Consider the following 17,844-nt stretch of genomic DNA (forward strand, 5'->3'; position numbering starts at 1 on the left):
GGTAGCGGACGCCCTGCGACAGCCCCTGCTCGAAGCCGTCCGTCAACCCGCCGTACCCGTAAGAGATTGGGGACCGTCATGTCCACGCCTAAGACCGTGAACGCGACACCCATGACCACCGGCCCGGCCGAACCCTTCCTGAGCGTTCTGGGGCCCATGTCGGCGCGGCTGGACGGGCGCGACCTCCCGCTCGGCCCGCCGCGACGGCGCACCCTGCTCGCCCTGCTGCTCATCCGGCTGGGCCGGGTGGTGCCCACCGAACTGCTCGTGGAGGAACTGTGGGGCGACGGCGCGCCCCGGCATGCCGTCGCGACCCTCCAGAGTCATGTGTCCCATCTGCGCCGTACCCTGGACACGGCGCAAACGGGCCAACTTTCCGTGCTTCGGCATCGGACGCCCGGGTATGTGCTGGAACTCGATCCCGAACACGTCGACGCCTGCCGGTTCGAGCGTCTGGTCACCGACGGACGGCGGCTGCTGGAGCAGCACGATCCGCGTACCGCGCACGCCCGGTTCACCGAGGCCCTCGGGCTGTGGCGCGACTCACCGTACGCGGAGTTCGACGGCCATCCGCCGCTCAGCGACGAGTGCGCCCGGCTGGAGCAGATCCGGCTCACCGCGGTGGAGTCCTGCGCGGAGGCGCGGCTGACCCTCGGCGCGGCCGAGGAGGTCGCCGCGGATCTGGACGGGGAGGCGCGCCGCCATCCCACGCGGGAGCGGCTGGTCGGCCATCTCATGACGGCCCTGTCCCGGCTCGGGCGGCAGGCCGAGGCACTCGAGGTGTACGAGCGCACGCGCAGTCATCTCGTGGAGGAGTTCGGCGTGGACACCGCGGCCGAACTGCGCGAGGTCAGGAACGCGATCCTGCGCCAGGAGCCGGGGGCGAGCACCCCGCCCGGGAAGTTGTCCCCGGAGCACACCGCGGTGTCCGTCGTCGCGCGCGCACCGGAGGAGGCGGGTGCGGGCGCGTTGTCGGACGGCGCCGGTTTAGCGGGTTTACCGGGGTTATCGGACGCACAGCGCGCGGGCGGCGGGACCATCACCGCTCCGACGCACGAGGGAGTGGCGGCGGCCGACGGCACCGGCGGAACGGGTGGGTCGAGCGCGGGCGCCGAACACGAGGAGCACACGGGAGCCGGCGGGCGCCCGCAGGGGCGGGCCGATGTGCCGCCGGGCGCCGGGACGGACGCCGTCGGGCCGCGGGCCGGGACCACTCAACACCCCGTACCCGGGCCGAAGGACGATCCGGTGGCGGCCCAAGAGGCGGGCGGGTTCCCGGAGTTCGCGTCGGAGTGGGCGGCCGCCCCGTCGCCGTTCACCGGTCGCTCCCAGGAACTGGACCGGCTGACGACCGGCGCCGCGAGCGCGGTCATGGGGCACGGCCATGTGGCCGGTGTCCTCGGCCCCCCGGGCGTCGGCAAGACCCGGCTGCTGCTCGAACTCGCCGCGCGTCTGGAGAACATGGACGCGCGCGAGGAGGGCTCCCGGCTGGAGGTGGTCTGGAGTCACTGCTTCCCCGGTGAGGGCGTCCCCGCCTACTGGCTGTGGACCCAGATCCTGCGGCGGCTGTCCGTGACCCGGCCGGACGCCTTCCGCGCGGCGGCACAGCCGTACGGCGCGCTGCTCGCCCCGCTGATGCCCGAGCGGTCGACGGCCCGGACCGACGGCCCGACCCCGTCCTCCGACTGGTGCCAGGCCCGCTTCCTCGCCCATGACGCGGTGTGCGAGGTGTTGCTCGCCCTCGCCGCGCGCCATCCCCTCGTACTGCTCCTCGAAGACCTCCAGTGGGCGGACACCGCCTCCCTCGATCTGCTCAGGCTGCTGAGCACCCGCTGCCAGGGCCATCCGCTCGCCGTCGTGCTCACGGCCCGGGAGTTCGAGGCCGAATCGGACGCGACGCTGCGCCGGGTGGTCTCCGACGTGCTGCGCGGGCCGAGGACGGACACGCTGCGGCTGCGCGGGCTGTCCCAGGGGGCCGTCGGCGCGCTGGTCGAGGCGCACGCGGGGCCCGGGGTGGACCCGGAGGTGGTCGAGGTGCTGCACCGGCGCAGCGAGGGCAACCCGTACTTCGTGATGCAGTTGCTGTCCCTCGTGAGCGACGCGCGCGATCTCCAGCGCCCGGACGCGGTCGATGTGTTGCTGGCCCACATTCCCACCGGCGTACGCGAGGCGCTGCGCCAGCGGTTCGCCGCGTTGCCTGAGCCGGTGCTGCGGGTGCTCCGGCTGTGCGCCGTCATCGGTGCCGAGGTGGACACGGATCTGCTGCACCGGACCGCCACGCCCGACGAACCGGTCATCGCCGGCCTGGAGTCGGCCATCCGCGCCGGTCTGCTCGCGGAGGACCCGCATCATCCGGGGCGACTGCACTTCGCGCACGCCCTGGTCCGGGAGGCGCTCGTGGAGGAACTCCCCCGCGCCGACCGCCATCGTCTGCACGCCGGTATCGCCGAGGCGCTGCACGCCCGCCACCGGGGGCAGATGGGCGACGAGGAGATCGAACGGGTGGCCCACCACAGCTGGCACGCCAAGAGCGCGCTGCCCGCCGCGGAGGTACTGCCCCGGCTGCTGCTCGCCACGGAGCACGCCGAGCGGGCCATGGCGTACGAGCAGGCGGAGATCTGGCTGCGCCGCGCGGTGCACCTGATCGGCTTCCTGCCGCCGGAGGCCGCCGCCACGGTACGGCTGGAGCAGCGGCTGCACATCCAGCTCGGCCAGATCCTCGCCACCACACGCGGCTACGGCCACCGCGAGGCCGAGACGGCACTGGCCCGCGGGCGCGCCCTGAACGCGGCCACGCAGGCGCCCGAGGACCCGTCGGTGCTGTGGGCGCTGTGCGCGTCGCGCCTGGTCACCGGCCGCTACGACGCCTCACGGCAGTTGTCGGGGCTGCTGCGGGACATCGCGCGCCGGACCCGGGAGCCGGTGGCGGCGCTCGGCGCGGCGTACGGCGAGGGCATCGTGCTGCATGTGCGCGGGATGCTGCCGCAGGCGCTCGCCGAGCTGGAACGGGGCGTCGGTCTGGCGGACCGGCTGGCCGACGAGGGACATGCGCTGGCGCGCACCTTCCAGCACGACCCGCGGGTCTCCTGCCGCTCCTACGACACCTTCACCCACTGGCTCCTCGGGAACCGGGAGGCCGCCGGGGAGCGACGGCGTGAGCTGCTGTCCCTCACGGAGTTCGAGAGCAGGCCGTCCGACCGCTCGTTCGCGCTGTACGTGGACGGGGTCGTGGCGGCCTGGGAGGGTGACACCCGCACCGCGCTCGCGTCGAGCGGCGAGGGCGTGCGCGTCGCGGGCGAGCACGGGCTGCTCTACTGGAAGGCGATGCTGGGGGTCGTCAAGGGGTGGAGCCTCGCCCACTCCAGGGACCGGGACGACGGTCTGGCCCTGATGCACGCCTCGCTGGCCGAGCTGGGCCGGTCCAGGACGTGCCTGCGCCACCCGCTGCACCTGGGTCTGCTGGGGCAGGCCCAGCGGCACGACGGGCGGACCGAGGAGGCGCGCGGCACCTTCCGGGCGCTGCTGGCCGCGGTGGAGCAGCGCCGTGAGCGCGTGTACCTCCACCCGGCCCTGCCGGCGACCCCGTTGCTGCGCGAACTGCTGGGCCTCGATGACGACGACGTGCGTGACGCGTACGGTCCGGTGGCCCCGTAGTCCCCCGCACGCCGCCGCCGCTCAGTCCTCGGTGATCACGATGGCCTGGACCGGACAGGCCAGGGGGACGTCACGGACCCGGGGGTCCCCCGCGCCGTCCTCCCCTCCCGGGACCAGGGCGACCAGTGCCTCGTCGTCCTGGGTGAAGACACCGGGTGCGGTCATGACGCACTGGCCGGAGCCGATGCACCGGTCACGGTCGACGGTGATGCGCAAGGCGTGGCCCGCCCCCCTTCGTTCGGTTTCCGCGGCCCGTGACATCACCAGGTGACGGGCAGTTCGATCGGGCCCTGGGCGTCGTGGCCGGCCTTGAGCGGCACCTCGTCCAGGGGTACGGCCAGGCGCAGGCCGGGGATGCGGGTGAAGAGCGCCCCGAGGGCGATCTCCAGTTCGGCGCGGGCGAGGTTCTGCCCCAGGCACTGGTGGATGCCGTGGCCGAAGCCGACGTGGTGCCGCGCGTTGCGGCGGGCGTCGAAGACGTCGGGGTCGTCGTACGCCTGGGCGTCCCGGTTCATCAGCGTGATGGAGACCAGTACGGCGTCCCCGGCCTTGACGGTCGTGCCGCCGACCTCGATGTCCTCCTTGGCCATCCGGACCATGTAGTCGGAGACGGAGGTGAACCGCAGCAGTTCCTCGACCACGCCCGGCACCGCGGCCGGGTCCGCCAGCAGCACCTCGATCTGCTCGGGGTGCTGCATGAGGGTGAGGGCGCCGAGGGCGATGGCGTTGACGGTGGTCTCGTGGCCGGCCACCAGCAGGACCAGCGCGATCATGACCACCTCGTTGTGGTCCAGTTCGCCCTCCTCCAGCTGGCGGGCGATCAGCTCGTCCAGGAGACCGTCCCCGGGCTCGGCCTGCTTCGCGGCGACCAGGCCGTGCAGGTACTGGTAGAGCTTGGCGAAGGCCGCGTCGGCTTCCCCGGAGGTGGCGGCGCCCACGAAGTCGCGGGAGCACTCCTCGAAGAAGTCGTGGTCGCCGTAGGGGACGCCGAGGAGTTCGCAGATCGCCATGGAGGGCACGGGCAGGGCGAAGGCCGACACCAGGTCCGCGACCGGCCCCTTGGCCAGCATGTCGTCCAGGAGCCGGTCGACCAGGCCCTGCAGGCTGGGCCGGATGGCGTTCATGCGCTTGACGCCGAAGCTGGGGATCAGCATGCGGCGCTGCCGGGCGTGCAGCGGGTCGTCCACGCCGATCAGCGGGAAGGCCAGTCCGCCGCGGTCCTCGGTGCGCTGGACGACGACGGGGAAGACCGGGTGGCCCCAGTCGGAGGACAGCCGGGGATCGGCGAGCAGTGCCCGTCCCTCGGCGTGCCCGGTGATCAGCCACGCCGGCCGCCCGTCGAACAGCGTGACCCGTGTCAGCGGGCTCTCGCCCCGCCATTCCGTGTAGGCCTGCGGCGGCTGGTACGGGCAGGTCCGGTCCTGGGGGAAGGCCGGGGCCTCGGACCCGGTGTGGCGAACGTCGGTCTCGGTCATGTCGTGCCTTTCGGACGATCGGCGGTGCGGTGGTTCGGCGATGCGGGAACGGCCCCGGCAGGCGGGGGCGTCACCAGGTGACGGGCAGCTCGTGCACGCCGTAGAAGACCATGTCGTCGCGGAAGCGGAGTTCCTCGACGGGCTTGGCCAGGCGCAGGGTCGGGAAGCGGCGGAACAGCGATTCGAAGGCGATCTGCAGCTCGATCCGGGCGAGTTGCTGGCCGATGCACTGGTGGGCGCCGAAGCCGAAGGCCAGATGCGGCGCGGGGCGGCGGGTGATGTCGAAGCGTTCCGGTTCCTCGACGAAGGCGGGGTCGAAGTCGGCGGCGAGGACGTGCGCGACGACCTGCTCGCCCTCGGCGATGCGGACGCCGCCCAGTTCCACGTCCCGGGTGGCGACGCGCTCGCCGCCGAACTGGCCGATGGTGAGATAGCGCAGCAGTTCCTCGACCGCGTTGCCGATCAGCGACGGGTCCTCGCGCAGCAGGGCCAGCTGGTCGGGGCGGTCCAGGAGCAGGGCCGCGCCGAGGCCGATCATGCAGGCGGTGGTGTCGTGGGCGGCGATCAGCAGGGTGCCGGCCGCGTTCATGAGGAACATGTCGTCGAGGACGCCGTCGGGGTCCTCGGTGGTGGTCAGCGCCGAGATCAGGTCGTCGCCGGGGCTGGCCCGGCGCTCCTGGACGAGCTGGTAGAGCAGGCCGCCCAGGCGCATACCGGCGGCCTCGGTGGCGGCGGCGTCCTGGTCGACCCGCATCATCGCCTCGGCGATCTCCTGGAACTCGGGCCTGCGTTCGACCGGGACGCCGAACAGGTCGGAGATCACCATGGCGGGCACCGGGTTGGCGAAGGCCTTCACCAGGTCGACGGTGCCGCCCTGGGCCGCGATCGCGTCGAGGCGCTCGTCCACGATGCGCTGGATGTTCGGGCGCAGCGCCTGCATGCGCCGGACGGTGAACTCCTTGGCGAGCAGCTTGCGGTCGGCGGTGTGCTCCGGCTCGTCCTGCCACAGCAGGCTGCCGCGGCCGGGCTTCTGGGTGACGACGCCGTCCTGGGTGTGCAGGGCGTGCGGCACCTGGACGCTGAAGGAGGGGTCGCGCAGCAGGGTGCGCACCTCCTCGTAGCCGGTCACCAGCCAGGCCTCGTGGCCGCTGGTGAAGGTGGCCCGGGTCACCGGGGCGGCCGCCCGGACCTCGGCGATGCCGTCCGGCGGCAGGAACGGGCAGCTGCGGGCCTTGGGGACGGCGGGTGCGGCGCCGGTGGGCTCGGACATGACTCTCCTTGCGCTGGGGGTGAGGGGTGGGCCGTGCGACGCGGGTCAGGCGGCGGGGAGTTCGAGGGTGCTCTCGCCGCGCCGGGGCGCGTTCACGAGGACGGCCATGTTCCCGGAGGGGTGCACGTTGTCGTGCATCATCTGGTGCATGCGCCCGACGTCCTGGAAGGTCTCGCAGGCGGACAGGCAGGGGTCGAGCATGCCGGCGCCGACGAGCTCGATGACCTCGCGGCACTCGCGGGTGTCGGCGTAGTGCGAGCCCTGGAGGCGCTTGGAGCGCATCCACAGGTGGCGCAGGTCGACGTCCCCGTTGTAGCCGGAGGTGCCGCCGCAGATCACCACCATGCCGGCGTTGTCGCACAGGTACATCGAGGTGGGCAGGGTGTCCTGGCCGCTGTGCTCCAGGACGATCCGCGGGGACCTGCGCTCGCCGAGGATCTCCCAGATCTTCTTGCCGATCCCGCGGGCGCCGCGCAGGAAACGCGCCGATGCCTCGGCGTCCCCGACGTCGGGCAGCCGGCCCCAGTGGTCGAAGTCGCGGCGGTTGATGGTGCCCGCGGCGCCGAGGCGGCGGCAGTACTCGGAGCGGTCCTCGCTGGAGACCATGGCGATCGGGATGCCGCCGGCCAGCCGGACCAGCTGGATGGCCATGGAGCCGAGGCCGCCCGCGCCGCCCCAGATCAGCACGGGGTCGCCGGGGCGGACCGTGTTGCCCTGCCAGCCGAACAGCTGCCGGTAGGCGGTGGGCCCGGTGAGCAGGAAGGCCGCCGACTCCTCCCAGGTCAGCCGGGCGGGCTTGGGGTGGCACTGGTACTCGTCGACGCGGCAGAACTGGGCGAAGGAGCCGTAGTTGGTCTCGTACCCCCAGGCCTTGATGCTCTCCGAGACCAGCGGGTCCCTGCCGAGCCGGATGTCCTTGGCGGTCTCGTCCCACTGGCCGCTGGTGAGCAGCACATGGTCGCCGATCTTGACGTGGCGGACGCCCTCGCCGACGGCCCAGACCACGCCGGAGGCCTCCGAGCCGCCGATGTGGAAGTCCTCGGGCTCGCCCTGGCGCTGCCGCATCCCGATGACGTCGACGGGCTGGCCCAGCGAGGACCACACGTTGTTGTAGTTGATGCCGGCGGCCATCACATAGACCAGCACCTGTCCCCGGCCCACCGCCGGGGTGTCGACGACCTCGGTGCGGAACGCCTGCTTCGGCTCGCCGAAGCGGCTCTGGCGGATGACGGAGGCGTACATCCGCTCCGGTACCTCACCGAGCGGCGGCGTCTCGCCGATCTCGTAAAGAGCCTTGGTCATGGTTTGTCTCCCACGTCTGCGCGGTTGGTGTCCTGGGCTCGCGGTGGCCGCGGGCCGGTCATGCGGTGGTCGTGTCCTCGGATGCGGTGGGGCGGGTCGCCTCGGTGACGACGTCCGCCAGCCAGGAGTGCACCGCCGCGGCGGTGGTGCCGGCGTGGTCCTCCAGCATCGAGTAGTGGTTTCCGGCGACCTCGACGGTCGTGTCCATGTGCTCGGGCGGTGCCGCCCGCCCGCCGCCGTCCGCGGCGGCGGCCGGTACGGGCTCGCTCGCCCGCACCAGGAGGGTCGGCGCGGTGATCTCCGGCGCGGCCCAGTCGTCGAACAGGCGCATGTAGCGGCCCATCGCGGTGAGTTGCTCGCCGCCGGACCTCATGAAGTCCAGGCGCTCCGACTGCGCCTGGGCCATCGCGTTGAGCACCTGGCGGTCGAAGGGGATCGCGCGGCTGAAGCTGTCGACCATCACCACGGCCGCGGGCCGCTCCCCCATGGCCTCCAGATGTGCGGCGACGCCGTGGGCGATCCAGCCGCCCGAGGAGTAGCCGAGCAGGACGACCGGCTTTCCGCCCGCGCACTCGCGTACGGTCCTGGCGTGCAGCCGGAGCACGGCGTCCGGGTCGGCGGGGACCGGTTCGTCCTTCTCGTAGCCGGGGTTGACCAGCGCCCACATGTCCAGCCGGTCGCGGAAGGGCGCGGCGAACCGCGCGTACTGGTGCGCCCCGGCCGGTACGACGTACGGCGAGAAGCACATCACCGTGTACGGGAGGTCGTCGCCCTGGGACAGCCGTACCGGTGCGGGGAGTTCGGCCAGGTCCTCGGGGTTCTCGAAGGAGGGCCGGAAGCGGGCCGCCTCCATCAGCATCCCCATGGCCTCGGCTGCCGTACCGGTCCGGCTGGCGTGCCGGTAGAGCTGGACCAGCATGTCGGTGGGCCGCTCCTGCGCCGCGCCGCCGCCCGCGCCCTGGAGGAGCGTCAGCAGGTGCCGGGCGAGCCGGGCGGGTGTGGGGTGGTCGAAGGCCAGTCCGGCGGGCAGCCGCAGACCGGTCGCGGCGGACAGGCGGCGGCGCAGGTCGATCGCGGTGAGCGAGTCGAAGCCGAGTTCCAGGAAGTGCGCGGTGGGCAGGACGTCCTCGGCGGAGGCGTGCCCGAGGACCACGGCGCTCTGGGAGCGGATGTGCTCCAGCAGTCGCTCCTCGCGTTCGGCCGCGTCGAGCCGGGCCAGTTCGGTGGCCAGTGCCGCGCCGCTGCCGGTCTCCTCGACGGCGGCCTGCTCGGCCTCCAAAAGCCGCTGTACGTCGGGGAGTTCGGCCAGCAGCGGGCTGGGCCGTCCCACGGTGAAGGCGGGCAGGAACTTCTCCCAGTCGATCGGGGCGACGGTGAGGGCGGCCTCGTCGTGGTCGACGGCCTGGCGCAGCGCGGAGATCGCGAGTTCGGGGGGCATGACGCCGAGGCCCCGTCGCTCGCCGCGCTCGCGCACCGTGTCGTCGACCATGCCGCCGCCCGCCCAGCCGCCCCAGGCGATCGAGGTGGCGGTCAGGCCGCGGGCCCGCCGCCGCAGGGCGAGGGCGTCGAGGAAGGCGTTGGCGCTGGCGTAGGAGGCCTGGCCGCCGCTGCCCCAGACGCCCGCGCCGGAGGCGAAGAGGACGAACGCGTCCAGGGCACGGCCGTCGAGCAGTTCGTCCAGATGGACGGCGCCGGTGACCTTGGCGGCGGCGGCTTCGGCGAACTCCTGGAGGTCGGCGTCGGCCAGCAGGGAGGACCGTGCCGTACCGGCGGCGTGCAGCACCGCGGTGAGCGGGTGCCGGGACTCGATGCCGTCGAGCAGTCGGGCGAGCGCGTCGCGGTCGGCGATGTCGCAGGCGGCGATGGTCACTTCGACGCCGAGGGCGGTCAGCTCCGCGCGCAGTTCCGCCGCGCCGGGGGCGTCGGGTCCGCGCCTGCTGGTCAGGACCAGGTGCCGGGCGCCCGCACCGGCGAGCCAGCGGGCGAGGTGGCGGCCCACACCGCCGGTGCCGCCGGTGACGAGGACGGTGCCGCGCGGCTGCCACGGTGTGGCCGGCTTCGTGTCGGCGGGCCGCGCCCGGAGCAGGCGCCTGCCGTAGACGCCGTCGGCGCGTACGGCGAGCTGGTCCTCTTCGTGCTGGGCCAGCACTGCGGCCAGCCGCCGCAGCGCGTGCTTGTCGACCGTGTCGGGCAGGTCGACGAGGCCGCCCCAGCGCCGGGGCAGTTCGAGTGCGGCGACGATGCCCAGGCCCCACAGCTGTGCCTGGCCGACGTCGTGCAGCGGGTCGGTGGGCCCGGTGGAGACGGCGCCGCGGGTCGCGCACCACAGGGGTGCCCGCACGTCCAGGTCGCCCAGTGCCTGGATCAGGGTGAGGGTCATGGCGAGGCTCGCGGACAGCGCCGGATGGTCCGGGTGGACACCAGGGGCGAGGCCGAGCAGGGAGAGGACCCCGGTGGGCTGTTCGCCGTCGAGTTCCTCGGCGAGCAGCCGTGCCGTCCGCGCGCGGTCGCTGTGGGCGGGGATCTCCACGACGCGCACCTTGGCGCCGTGGGCGCCGAGCACGCCGACGACGCAGGGCGGCCACTGTCCGTCCGCCAGACCGGTGGGCAGGACGGCGAGCCACAGCCCGTCCAGGCCGGGCGCCGGGTCGTCGGCAAGCCGCCGGAAGGAGACGCGGTAGCGCCAGCCGTCCACCGTGGACTTCTCGCGGCCTTGCCGGCGCCAGGCGGAGAGCACCGGCAGCGCCGGGCCGACGAGGGCGGCGTCCTGTGCCCCGAACCGGTCGGTGAGTGCGGCGAGGTCCCCGTTCTCCACCAGCTCCCAGAACCCGGCCTCGACCGGGTCGACGCCCGCGGGGGCCGGGTCGGCGCTGTCCAGCCAGTACCGGCGCCGCTGGAACGCGTACGTCGGCAGGTCCACGCGTCGTACCGGATGCCCGGCGAAGGGAACCGCCAGATCCACGGGCACGCCGCTGACATGCAGTTCGGACACGGAGCGCAGGAAGCGTTCCATGCCGCCCTGGTCCCGGCGCAGCGAGCCACCGGTCACGGCCTCGGCCTCGGCGTCCTCCGCGATCTCCTGCACCGCGTCGGCGAGCAGCGGGTGCGGGCTGCATTCGACGAACACCCCGTGCCCGTCGGCCAGGAGCGCGCGTACGGTCCGTTCGAACTCCACCGTGCGGCGCGCGTTGCGGTACCAGTACTCGGCGTCCAGGGTGGCGGTGTCCTGCGCGGCGCAGGTCACCGTGGAGTAGAAGGGGATGTCCGCGGTGGCCGGGGTGACCGGGGCCAGCAGTTCGAGCATCTCCGCGCGCAGGCTCTCGACCTGGGCGGAGTGTCCGGCGCCGGTGGCGCCGCGGACCTTGCGCACGCGCACGCCCTCGGCCTTGAGTTCCGCGAGGAGGGCGTCGACGGCGTCGGGCTCTCCGGAGACGGTCAGGGCGGCGGGCCCGTTCACGGCGGCGACGGACAGCCGGTCGCCGTACTTCTCCAGGCGGGCGCGCACCCGGTCGGCGGGCAGGGCGACCGCGAGCATCGCGCCCTTGCCGATGAGTTTGGTCAGGCAGCGGCTGCGCAGGGCCACGATCCGGGCCGCGTCGTCCAGGGTCAGCGCGCCCGCGACGTACGCGGCGGCGACCTCGCCCTGGGAGTGGCCGACGACGGCGGCGGGTGTCACCCCGTGCGAGCGCCACAGCGCGGCCAGCGACACCATCACGGTGAACAGCGCGGGCTGGGCGACCTCCACCTCGGCCAGGTCCGGTGCGCCCGGTGTGGCGCGCAGCACGTCGAGCAGGGACCAGTCGAGGTAGGGGGCGAACGCCTCGGCGCAGGCCGTGGCCTGTGCGGTGAACACCGGGGAGGTGTCGAGGAGTTCGCGGGCCATCTCCGTCCACTGCGAGCCGTGGCCGGGGAAGACGAAGGCCACCTTGCCACAGGCGGTGGCGGTGCCCTGGATCACGTGGTCCGCCGGGGTGCCGGCGGCGAGCGCGGCGAGTCCGTTCCGCATGGCGTGCCGGTCGCGGCCGACGATCACGGCCCGCTGCTCCAGCCGGGTCCGGGTGGTGACGAGGGCGCGGCCGATGTCGGGCAGGGCGAGCCCTTCGTCCCTGTCGAGGTGGGTCAGGAGTCGGCGGGCCTGTTCGCGCAGGGACCCGGCGGTCTTGGCGGACAGCGGCCAGGGGCAGACGTCCCCGGGCGTGGCGGGGGGCTGTTCGTCCGCCGCGGGGGGTGCGGGCCGGGGGGCTTGTTCGATGATGGTGTGGACGTTGGTGCCGCTCATCCCGAAGGAGGAGACGGCCGCGCGCCGGGGCCTGTCCCGCTCGGGCCAGGCCCGCTGCTCGGTGAGCAGGCGTACGTGTCCGTCGGACCAGTCGACGTCCGGGCTCGGTTCGTCGATGTGCAGCGTCCGCGGGAGGACGCCGTTGCGGATCGCCATCACCATCTTGATGACACCGCCGACGCCCGCGGCGGCCTGGGAGTGGCCGATGTTGGACTTCAGCGAGCCCAGCCACAGGGGCCGGTCCTCGTCGCGCTCCTTGCCGTACGTGGCCAGCAGTGCCTGGGCCTCGATCGGGTCGCCGAGCCGGGTGCCGGTGCCGTGGCCCTCCACGGCGTCCACCTCGTCCGGGGTGAGCCGGGCGTTGGCCAGTGCCTGCCGGATGACCTGCCGCTGGGCCCTGCCGCTGGGCGCGGTCAGGCCGTTGGAGGCACCGTCCTGGTTGATGGCGCTGCCCCGGACGACGGCCAGTACCTCGTGTCCGTTGCGGCGGGCGTCGGACAGCCGCTCCACCAGGACCAGGCCCACGCCCTCGGCGAAGCCGGTGCCGTCGGCGGACGCGGCGAACGCCTTGCAGCGGCCGTCGGCGGACAGGGCGCGCTGCCGGCTCGACATCGTGAACGCGGACGGTCCGGCCATCACCATCACACCGCCGGCCAGCGCCATGGCGCATTCGCCGCCCCGCAGGGCCTGTACGGCGAGGTGGAGGGCGGTCAGCGAGGAGGAGCAGGCGGTGTCGACGGTGACCGAGGGGCCCTGGAGGCCGAAGGTGTAGGAGAGCCGGCCGGAGATCACGCTGGCCGCGTTGCCGCTGGGCAGGTAGCCCTCGACGCCGTCGGGGACCTTGAGCGGGCGGCCGGTGTAGTCCTGGTAGCCGGAGCCGACGAAGACGCCCGTGGCGGTGGCGCGCATCGTGTCGGGGGCGATCCGAGCGCGTTCGAAGACCTCCCAGGTGGTCTCCAGCAGCAGGCGCTGCTGCGGGTCCATGGCGATGGCCTCGCGGGGGCTGATCCCGAAGAGCGCGGGGTCGAACTCGTCCGCGTCGTGCAGGAATCCGCCTTGTGTGGTGTACGTCGTACCGGAGTGGTCGGGGTCCGGGTGGTAGAGGGCCTCGATGTCCCAGCCTCGGTTGCCGGGGAAGCGGGTGATGGCGTCGCGGCCTTCGGCGACCAGCTCCCACAGGTCCTCGGGCGAGCGGACGCCGCCGGGGTAGCGGCAGGCCATGCCGATGATGGCGATCGGCTCGTCCAGTACGGCGGCGGCCGCCGAGGCGGTGGTCATGTCGTCCTGGTCGCCGGTGAGTTCGGCGAGCAGGCGGGCGGCGAGGTCCGCGGCCGTGGGGTGGTCGAAGACCAGGGTGGTGGGCAGGGTGAGGCCGGTGGCCTCGTTGATCCGGTTGCGCAGTTCCACCGCGGTCAGGGAGTCGAAGCCGAGGTCACGGAAGGGCCGGTCGGCCTCGACGGCGCCCGCCGTGCGGTGGCCGAGCACGGCGGCGGCGTGGGTGCGCACGAGGTCCACGAGGGCGCGTGCGCGGTCCTCCGCCGACAGCCCGGCCAGGCTCTCGGCGAGCGCGCCGGTGCCGGGGCCCGGCTCGGGGGCTTCCTCGGTGAGGGCCGCGCGGACCTCGGGGAGGTCGCCGAGCAGCGGGCTGGGCCGGCCGAGGGTGAACGGCACGATGAAGCGCGCCCAGTCCACGTCGGCCACGGTCAGCAGGGTCTCGTCCCGGTCGAGGGCGCGCTGGAGGGCGCCGATCGCCGCGGCGGGGGTCATCGCGCACAGGCCGCGGCGGCGCAGCCGCTCCTCGTCGGCGCCGTCCTCGACCATGCCGCCGTCGGCCCAGGGGCCCCAGGACACGGCGGTCGCGGTGCGGCCCCGGGCCCGCCGGTGGTGCGCGAGGGCGTCGAGGAAGGCGTTGGAGGCGGCGTAGGCGGCCTGGCCGCCGCTGCCCCAGACGCCGGAGATGGAGGAGAACAGCACGAAGGCGTCCAGTTCCTGGTCGCCGAGCAGTTCGTCCAGGTGGGCGGCGCCGTCGGCCTTGGCGGCGAGCGCGGTGGCGAAGGCGTCCGCGGTGGTGGCGTCCACCATGCCGGAGTCGGCGACCCCGGCGGTGTGCACGACGGCGGTGAAGGTGTGCTCCCCGAGCAGGGCCGCGACGGCGTCCCGGTCGGCCATGTCGCAGGCGGCGAGGGTGACATGGGCGCCGAGGGCCGTCAGTTCGTCGCGCAGTGCGGCGGCGCCCGGCGCGGTCGCGCCCCGGCGGCTGGTGAGGACGAGGTGTTCGGCGCCGCCGCGGGCCAGCCAGCGGGCGACGTGGCCGCCCAGTGCGCCGGTGCCGCCGGTGACGAGGACGGTGCCGCGTGGCTGCCAGCGGCGGGTGGCGGCGCGTGCCGGCGCGTGGACGAGCCGCCGGGCGAAGACCCCGGAAGCGCGGACCGCAAGCTGGTCCTCCGCCGACCGGCCCGTCAGCGCCCGCGTCAGTACGTCGGCGAGGCGTGCGGCGGTCCGGTCGTCGAGGGTCTCCGGCAGATCGAGCAGACCGCCCCAGCGGCGGGGCAGTTCCAGGGCGGCGGTGCGGCCCAGTCCCCAGACCTGGGCGTGCCGGGCGTTCCGTACGGCGTCGGAGCCGCTCACGGCCACCGCGCCCGAGGTGAGGCACCACAGCGGGGCGTCTTGGCCCGCGTCGCCCAGGGCCTGGAGGAGCCGCAGGGTGGGGAGCACCGGGTCGCCGGTGAGGAGCAGGGAGAGCACGCCGTCGACCGGTCCGGTCCCGGCCAGTTCCGCGGCCAGCGCGGCGCGGTCGCTCACGGCGCCGACGACCAGCGTCCGCAGGGTGGCGCCACGAGCGGTGAGCGCGGTGCGGATCGCGTCGGTCCGCTCGTCCTCCTCCTCGGGGACGGCCAGCAGCCAGGTGCCGCCGGTGCCGTCCGGGGCGGGGTAGGTCAGGCGCTGCCACGACTCGTGATAGCGCCAACTGTCCACGGCGGACTGTTCTTTGCGCTGCCGTCGCCATGCCGACAGTCGTGGGAGTACGTCGCCGAAGGTGTCGCCCGCGTCGATGTCCAGGGTCTCGGCGAGGGCGCGCAGATCCTCGCGCTCCACCGTCTCCCAGAACTCGGCGTCCACCGGGTCCACCACCGTGTCGGCCACGGCCTGCGGGGCGTCCACCCAGTACCGCTCGTGCTGGAACGCGTACGTCGGCAGATCGACCCTCCGCGCACCCGCGAAGAACACACCCCAGTCCACCGCCACGCCGTACGTGTGCAGTTGAGCCAGAGCGGTGACCAGCGCCAGCCGCTCCGAACGCTCACCACGCAGCACCGGCACCGTCACGGCCCCGTCCAGGCACCCCTGCGTCATACCACTGAGGACACCACCAGGACCGACCTCCACGAACGTAGTCACACCCAGGTCGCGCAAGGTCCGGACACCGTCGGCGAAGCGGACCGCCTCGCGCACGTGCCGCACCCAGTACTCCGGGGTGTAGGTCTCGACGGGCCGGCCCGTGAGGTTGGAGACGACGGGGAGCTGGGGCTTCTCGAAGGCCAGGCCCCGGACGACCTGGGCGAACTCCTCCAGCATCGGGTCCATCAGGGGCGAGTGGAAGGCGTGGCTGACCTTCAGCCGGGACGTCTTGCGGCCCTGTTCGGCAAAGGCGGCGGCGATCGCCAGAGCCGCCCCCTCGTCACCGGAGACGACCACCGAGGAGGGGCCGTTGACGGCGGCGATGCTCACGGCGTCGGTGAGGTGGGGCAGGACCTCCTCTTCGGTGGCCTGTACGGCGACCATCGCGCCGCCCGTGGGCAGCGCCTGCATCAGCGCGGCGCGGGCCGAGACCAGTCTCGCCGCGTCGTCCAGGGAGAGCGCGCCGGCCACGTGCGCGGCGGCGATCTCGCCCACAGAGTGACCCATCACGAAGTCGGGGCGCACGCCCAGGGATTCGAGGAGCCGGAAGAGGGCCACCTCGACCGCGAACAGCGCGGGCTGTGTGCGTCCCGTCTGATGCAGGGACTCGGAGTCGACGTCGACGGGCATGTCGAGCCGTGCGCAGACCTCGTCGTAGGCGGCGGCGAACACGGGGAACGCTGCGTACAACTCGCCTCCCATGCCCAGGCGTTGCGATCCCTGCCCGGAGAAGAGGAAGCCGGTCCTCCCTCCGGACGGGCGGCCCAGCAGGACCCGGGACGAGGGGGCCCCGGTCGCCAAGTCCTCCAGTCCGAGGAGGAGTTCGGCTTGGTTCTCGCCCACGACGGCGGCCCGGTGGCGCAGGGCCGTGCGGGTGGTGGCCAGCGAGAGCGCGATGTCCTGCGGCCGGGCCGCGCCGCGTGCGAGGGGCAGCAGCCGGGCCGCCTGATCCCGCAGCGCCGCGTCGCTCTTGGCGGAGAGCACCCATGCCAGCGGGCCCTCGGCGGTGGTGTCGGCGGTGGGCTCCTCGTCCTGGGCCGGTGCCTGTTCGATGATGGTGTGGGCGTTGGTGCCGCTGACGCCGAAGGACGAGACAGCGGCGCGGCGCGGGCGGTCCGACGCGGGCCAGTCCACGGCCTCGGTCAACAGCCGTACCGCGCCCGCCGACCAGTCCACGTGCGGCGTCGGCTCGTCCACGTGCAGGGTCCGGGGAAGCACGCCGTGGCGCATCGCCATGACCATCTTGATGATGCCGCCGACACCGGCGGCGGCCTGTGAGTGACCGATGTTGGACTTCAGCGAGCCCAGCCATAACGGCCGGTCCTCGGGGCGCTCCCGGCCGTAGGTGGCGAGGAGGGCCTGCGCCTCGATCGGGTCGCCGAGCGTGGTGCCCGTGCCGTGCGCCTCCACGACGTCGATCTGGGCGGGAGACAGTCCGGCCGACGCCAGGGCCTGGTGGATGACGCGCTGCTGCGCGGGGCCGTTGGGCGCGGTCAGGCCGTTGGACGCGCCGTCCTGGTTGACGGCGCTGCCACGGACGACGGCCAGTACCTGGTCCCCGTTGCGGCGGGCGTCGGAAAGGCGCTCCACCAGCAGCATGCCGACACCCTCGGCCCAGCCGGTGCCGTCCGCACCGGCGCCGAACGCCTTGCAGCGGCCGTCCGGGGCCAGTCCGCGCTGGCGGCTGAACTCCACGAACGGGGTGGGTGTGGTCATCACCTGCACGCCGCCGGCCAGTGCCATGGAGCACTCGCCGCCGCGCAGCGCCTGGATCGCCCAGTGCAGGGCCACCAGCGACGACGAGCACGCCGTGTCAACGGTGACCGCAGGACCCTCAAGCCCGAAGGTGTAGGAAATACGACCGGACATCACGCTGGCGGAGTTGCCGGTCCCAAGGTGGCCGTCGGACTCGCCGCCCACGCCGACGAGGAGGTTGACGTAATCCTGGTAGCCGGAGCCGACGAAGACTCCGGTACGGCTGCCGCGCACCGACTCCGCGTCGATACCGGCCCGCTCGAACGTCTCCCACGTCGTCTCCAGCAGCAACCGCTGCTGCGGATCCATCGCCACGGCCTCACGCGGCGAGATCCCGAAGAAACCGGGGTCGAACTCCCCCGCGTCGTACAGGAATCCACCATGGCGCGCGTACGTCTTACCGGCCGCCTCCGGGTCCGGATCGTAGATGCCGTCCACGTCCCAGCCGCGATCCGCCGGGAACTCACCGACCGCGTCACCACCGGAGGCCACCAGCCGCCACAGGTCCTCGGGCGAACGCACCCCGCCCGGGTACCGGCACGCCATGCCGACGATCGCGATGGGTTCCTGGTTCTTCTCCTCGACTTCGCGCAGGCGCTCCCGGACCTGGCGAAGGTCCCCGGTGACACGCTTGAGATATTCGAGAAGCCTGTCTTCGTTGCTGCTCATCCGCCTCATCCGTCCTCGGCTGTCGTCAAAGGTAGAGCGCC

The 17,844-nt window shown here is 73.5% G+C and carries 6 protein-coding genes; 1 reads left to right on the forward strand and 5 read right to left on the reverse strand.

From position 1 onward, the window contains the following. Nucleotides 1–78: 78 nt before the first annotated feature. Complete coding sequence (locus tag ACLF5H_RS30820) at nucleotides 79–3,654, forward strand: BTAD domain-containing putative transcriptional regulator (protein ID WP_421679284.1); 3,576 nt, start codon at nucleotides 79–81, stop codon at nucleotides 3,652–3,654. Between the two features lie 21 nt (nucleotides 3,655–3,675). Here ACLF5H_RS30820 and ACLF5H_RS30825 read toward each other — a convergent pair whose 3' ends face one another. From ACLF5H_RS30825 to ACLF5H_RS30845, 5 genes are all read right to left on the reverse strand, one after another. After that, nucleotides 3,676–3,870 carry a ferredoxin gene (locus tag ACLF5H_RS30825; RefSeq protein ID WP_421679285.1) on the reverse strand — a complete coding sequence of 65 codons (195 nt, stop codon included), beginning with the start codon at nucleotides 3,868–3,870 and terminating at the stop codon, nucleotides 3,676–3,678. Nucleotides 3,871–3,914: 44 nt separating this feature from the next. Continuing rightward, on the reverse strand, nucleotides 3,915–5,129 hold the full coding sequence (locus ACLF5H_RS30830) for a cytochrome P450 (protein ID WP_421679286.1): 1,215 nt from the start codon (nucleotides 5,127–5,129) through the stop codon (nucleotides 3,915–3,917). Nucleotides 5,130–5,199: 70 nt separating this feature from the next. Further along, nucleotides 5,200–6,399, reverse strand: coding sequence for a cytochrome P450 (locus tag ACLF5H_RS30835; RefSeq protein WP_421679287.1), 1,200 nt, complete (start codon nucleotides 6,397–6,399; stop codon nucleotides 5,200–5,202). A gap of 45 nt (nucleotides 6,400–6,444) precedes the next feature. Continuing rightward, entirely contained in the window at nucleotides 6,445–7,701 is a 1,257-nt protein-coding gene (gene ccrA / locus ACLF5H_RS30840; RefSeq protein ID WP_421679288.1) for a crotonyl-CoA carboxylase/reductase, read from the reverse strand. Nucleotides 7,702–7,759: 58 nt separating this feature from the next. Further along, on the reverse strand, nucleotides 7,760–17,803 hold the full coding sequence (locus tag ACLF5H_RS30845) for a type I polyketide synthase (RefSeq protein ID WP_421679289.1): 10,044 nt from the start codon (nucleotides 17,801–17,803) through the stop codon (nucleotides 7,760–7,762). Between the last annotated feature and the right edge of the window lie 41 nt (nucleotides 17,804–17,844).

The organism is Streptomyces sp. LaBMicrA B280, from assembly GCF_049222185.1.
GTDB classification, from domain to species: domain Bacteria; phylum Actinomycetota; class Actinomycetes; order Streptomycetales; family Streptomycetaceae; genus Streptomyces; species Streptomyces murinus.

Coding starts and splice junctions, on each gene's coding strand:
- ACLF5H_RS30830 (WP_421679286.1), bottom strand. CDS start 5,129: ATGACCGAGACCGACGTTCGCCACACCGGGTCCGAGGCCCCGGCCTTC.
- ACLF5H_RS30835 (WP_421679287.1), bottom strand. CDS start 6,399: ATGTCCGAGCCCACCGGCGCCGCACCCGCCGTCCCCAAGGCCCGCAGC.
- ACLF5H_RS30845 (WP_421679289.1), bottom strand. CDS start 17,803: ATGAGCAGCAACGAAGACAGGCTTCTCGAATATCTCAAGCGTGTCACC.
- ccrA (WP_421679288.1), bottom strand. CDS start 7,701: ATGACCAAGGCTCTTTACGAGATCGGCGAGACGCCGCCGCTCGGTGAG.
- ACLF5H_RS30820 (WP_421679284.1), top strand. CDS start 79: ATGTCCACGCCTAAGACCGTGAACGCGACACCCATGACCACCGGCCCG.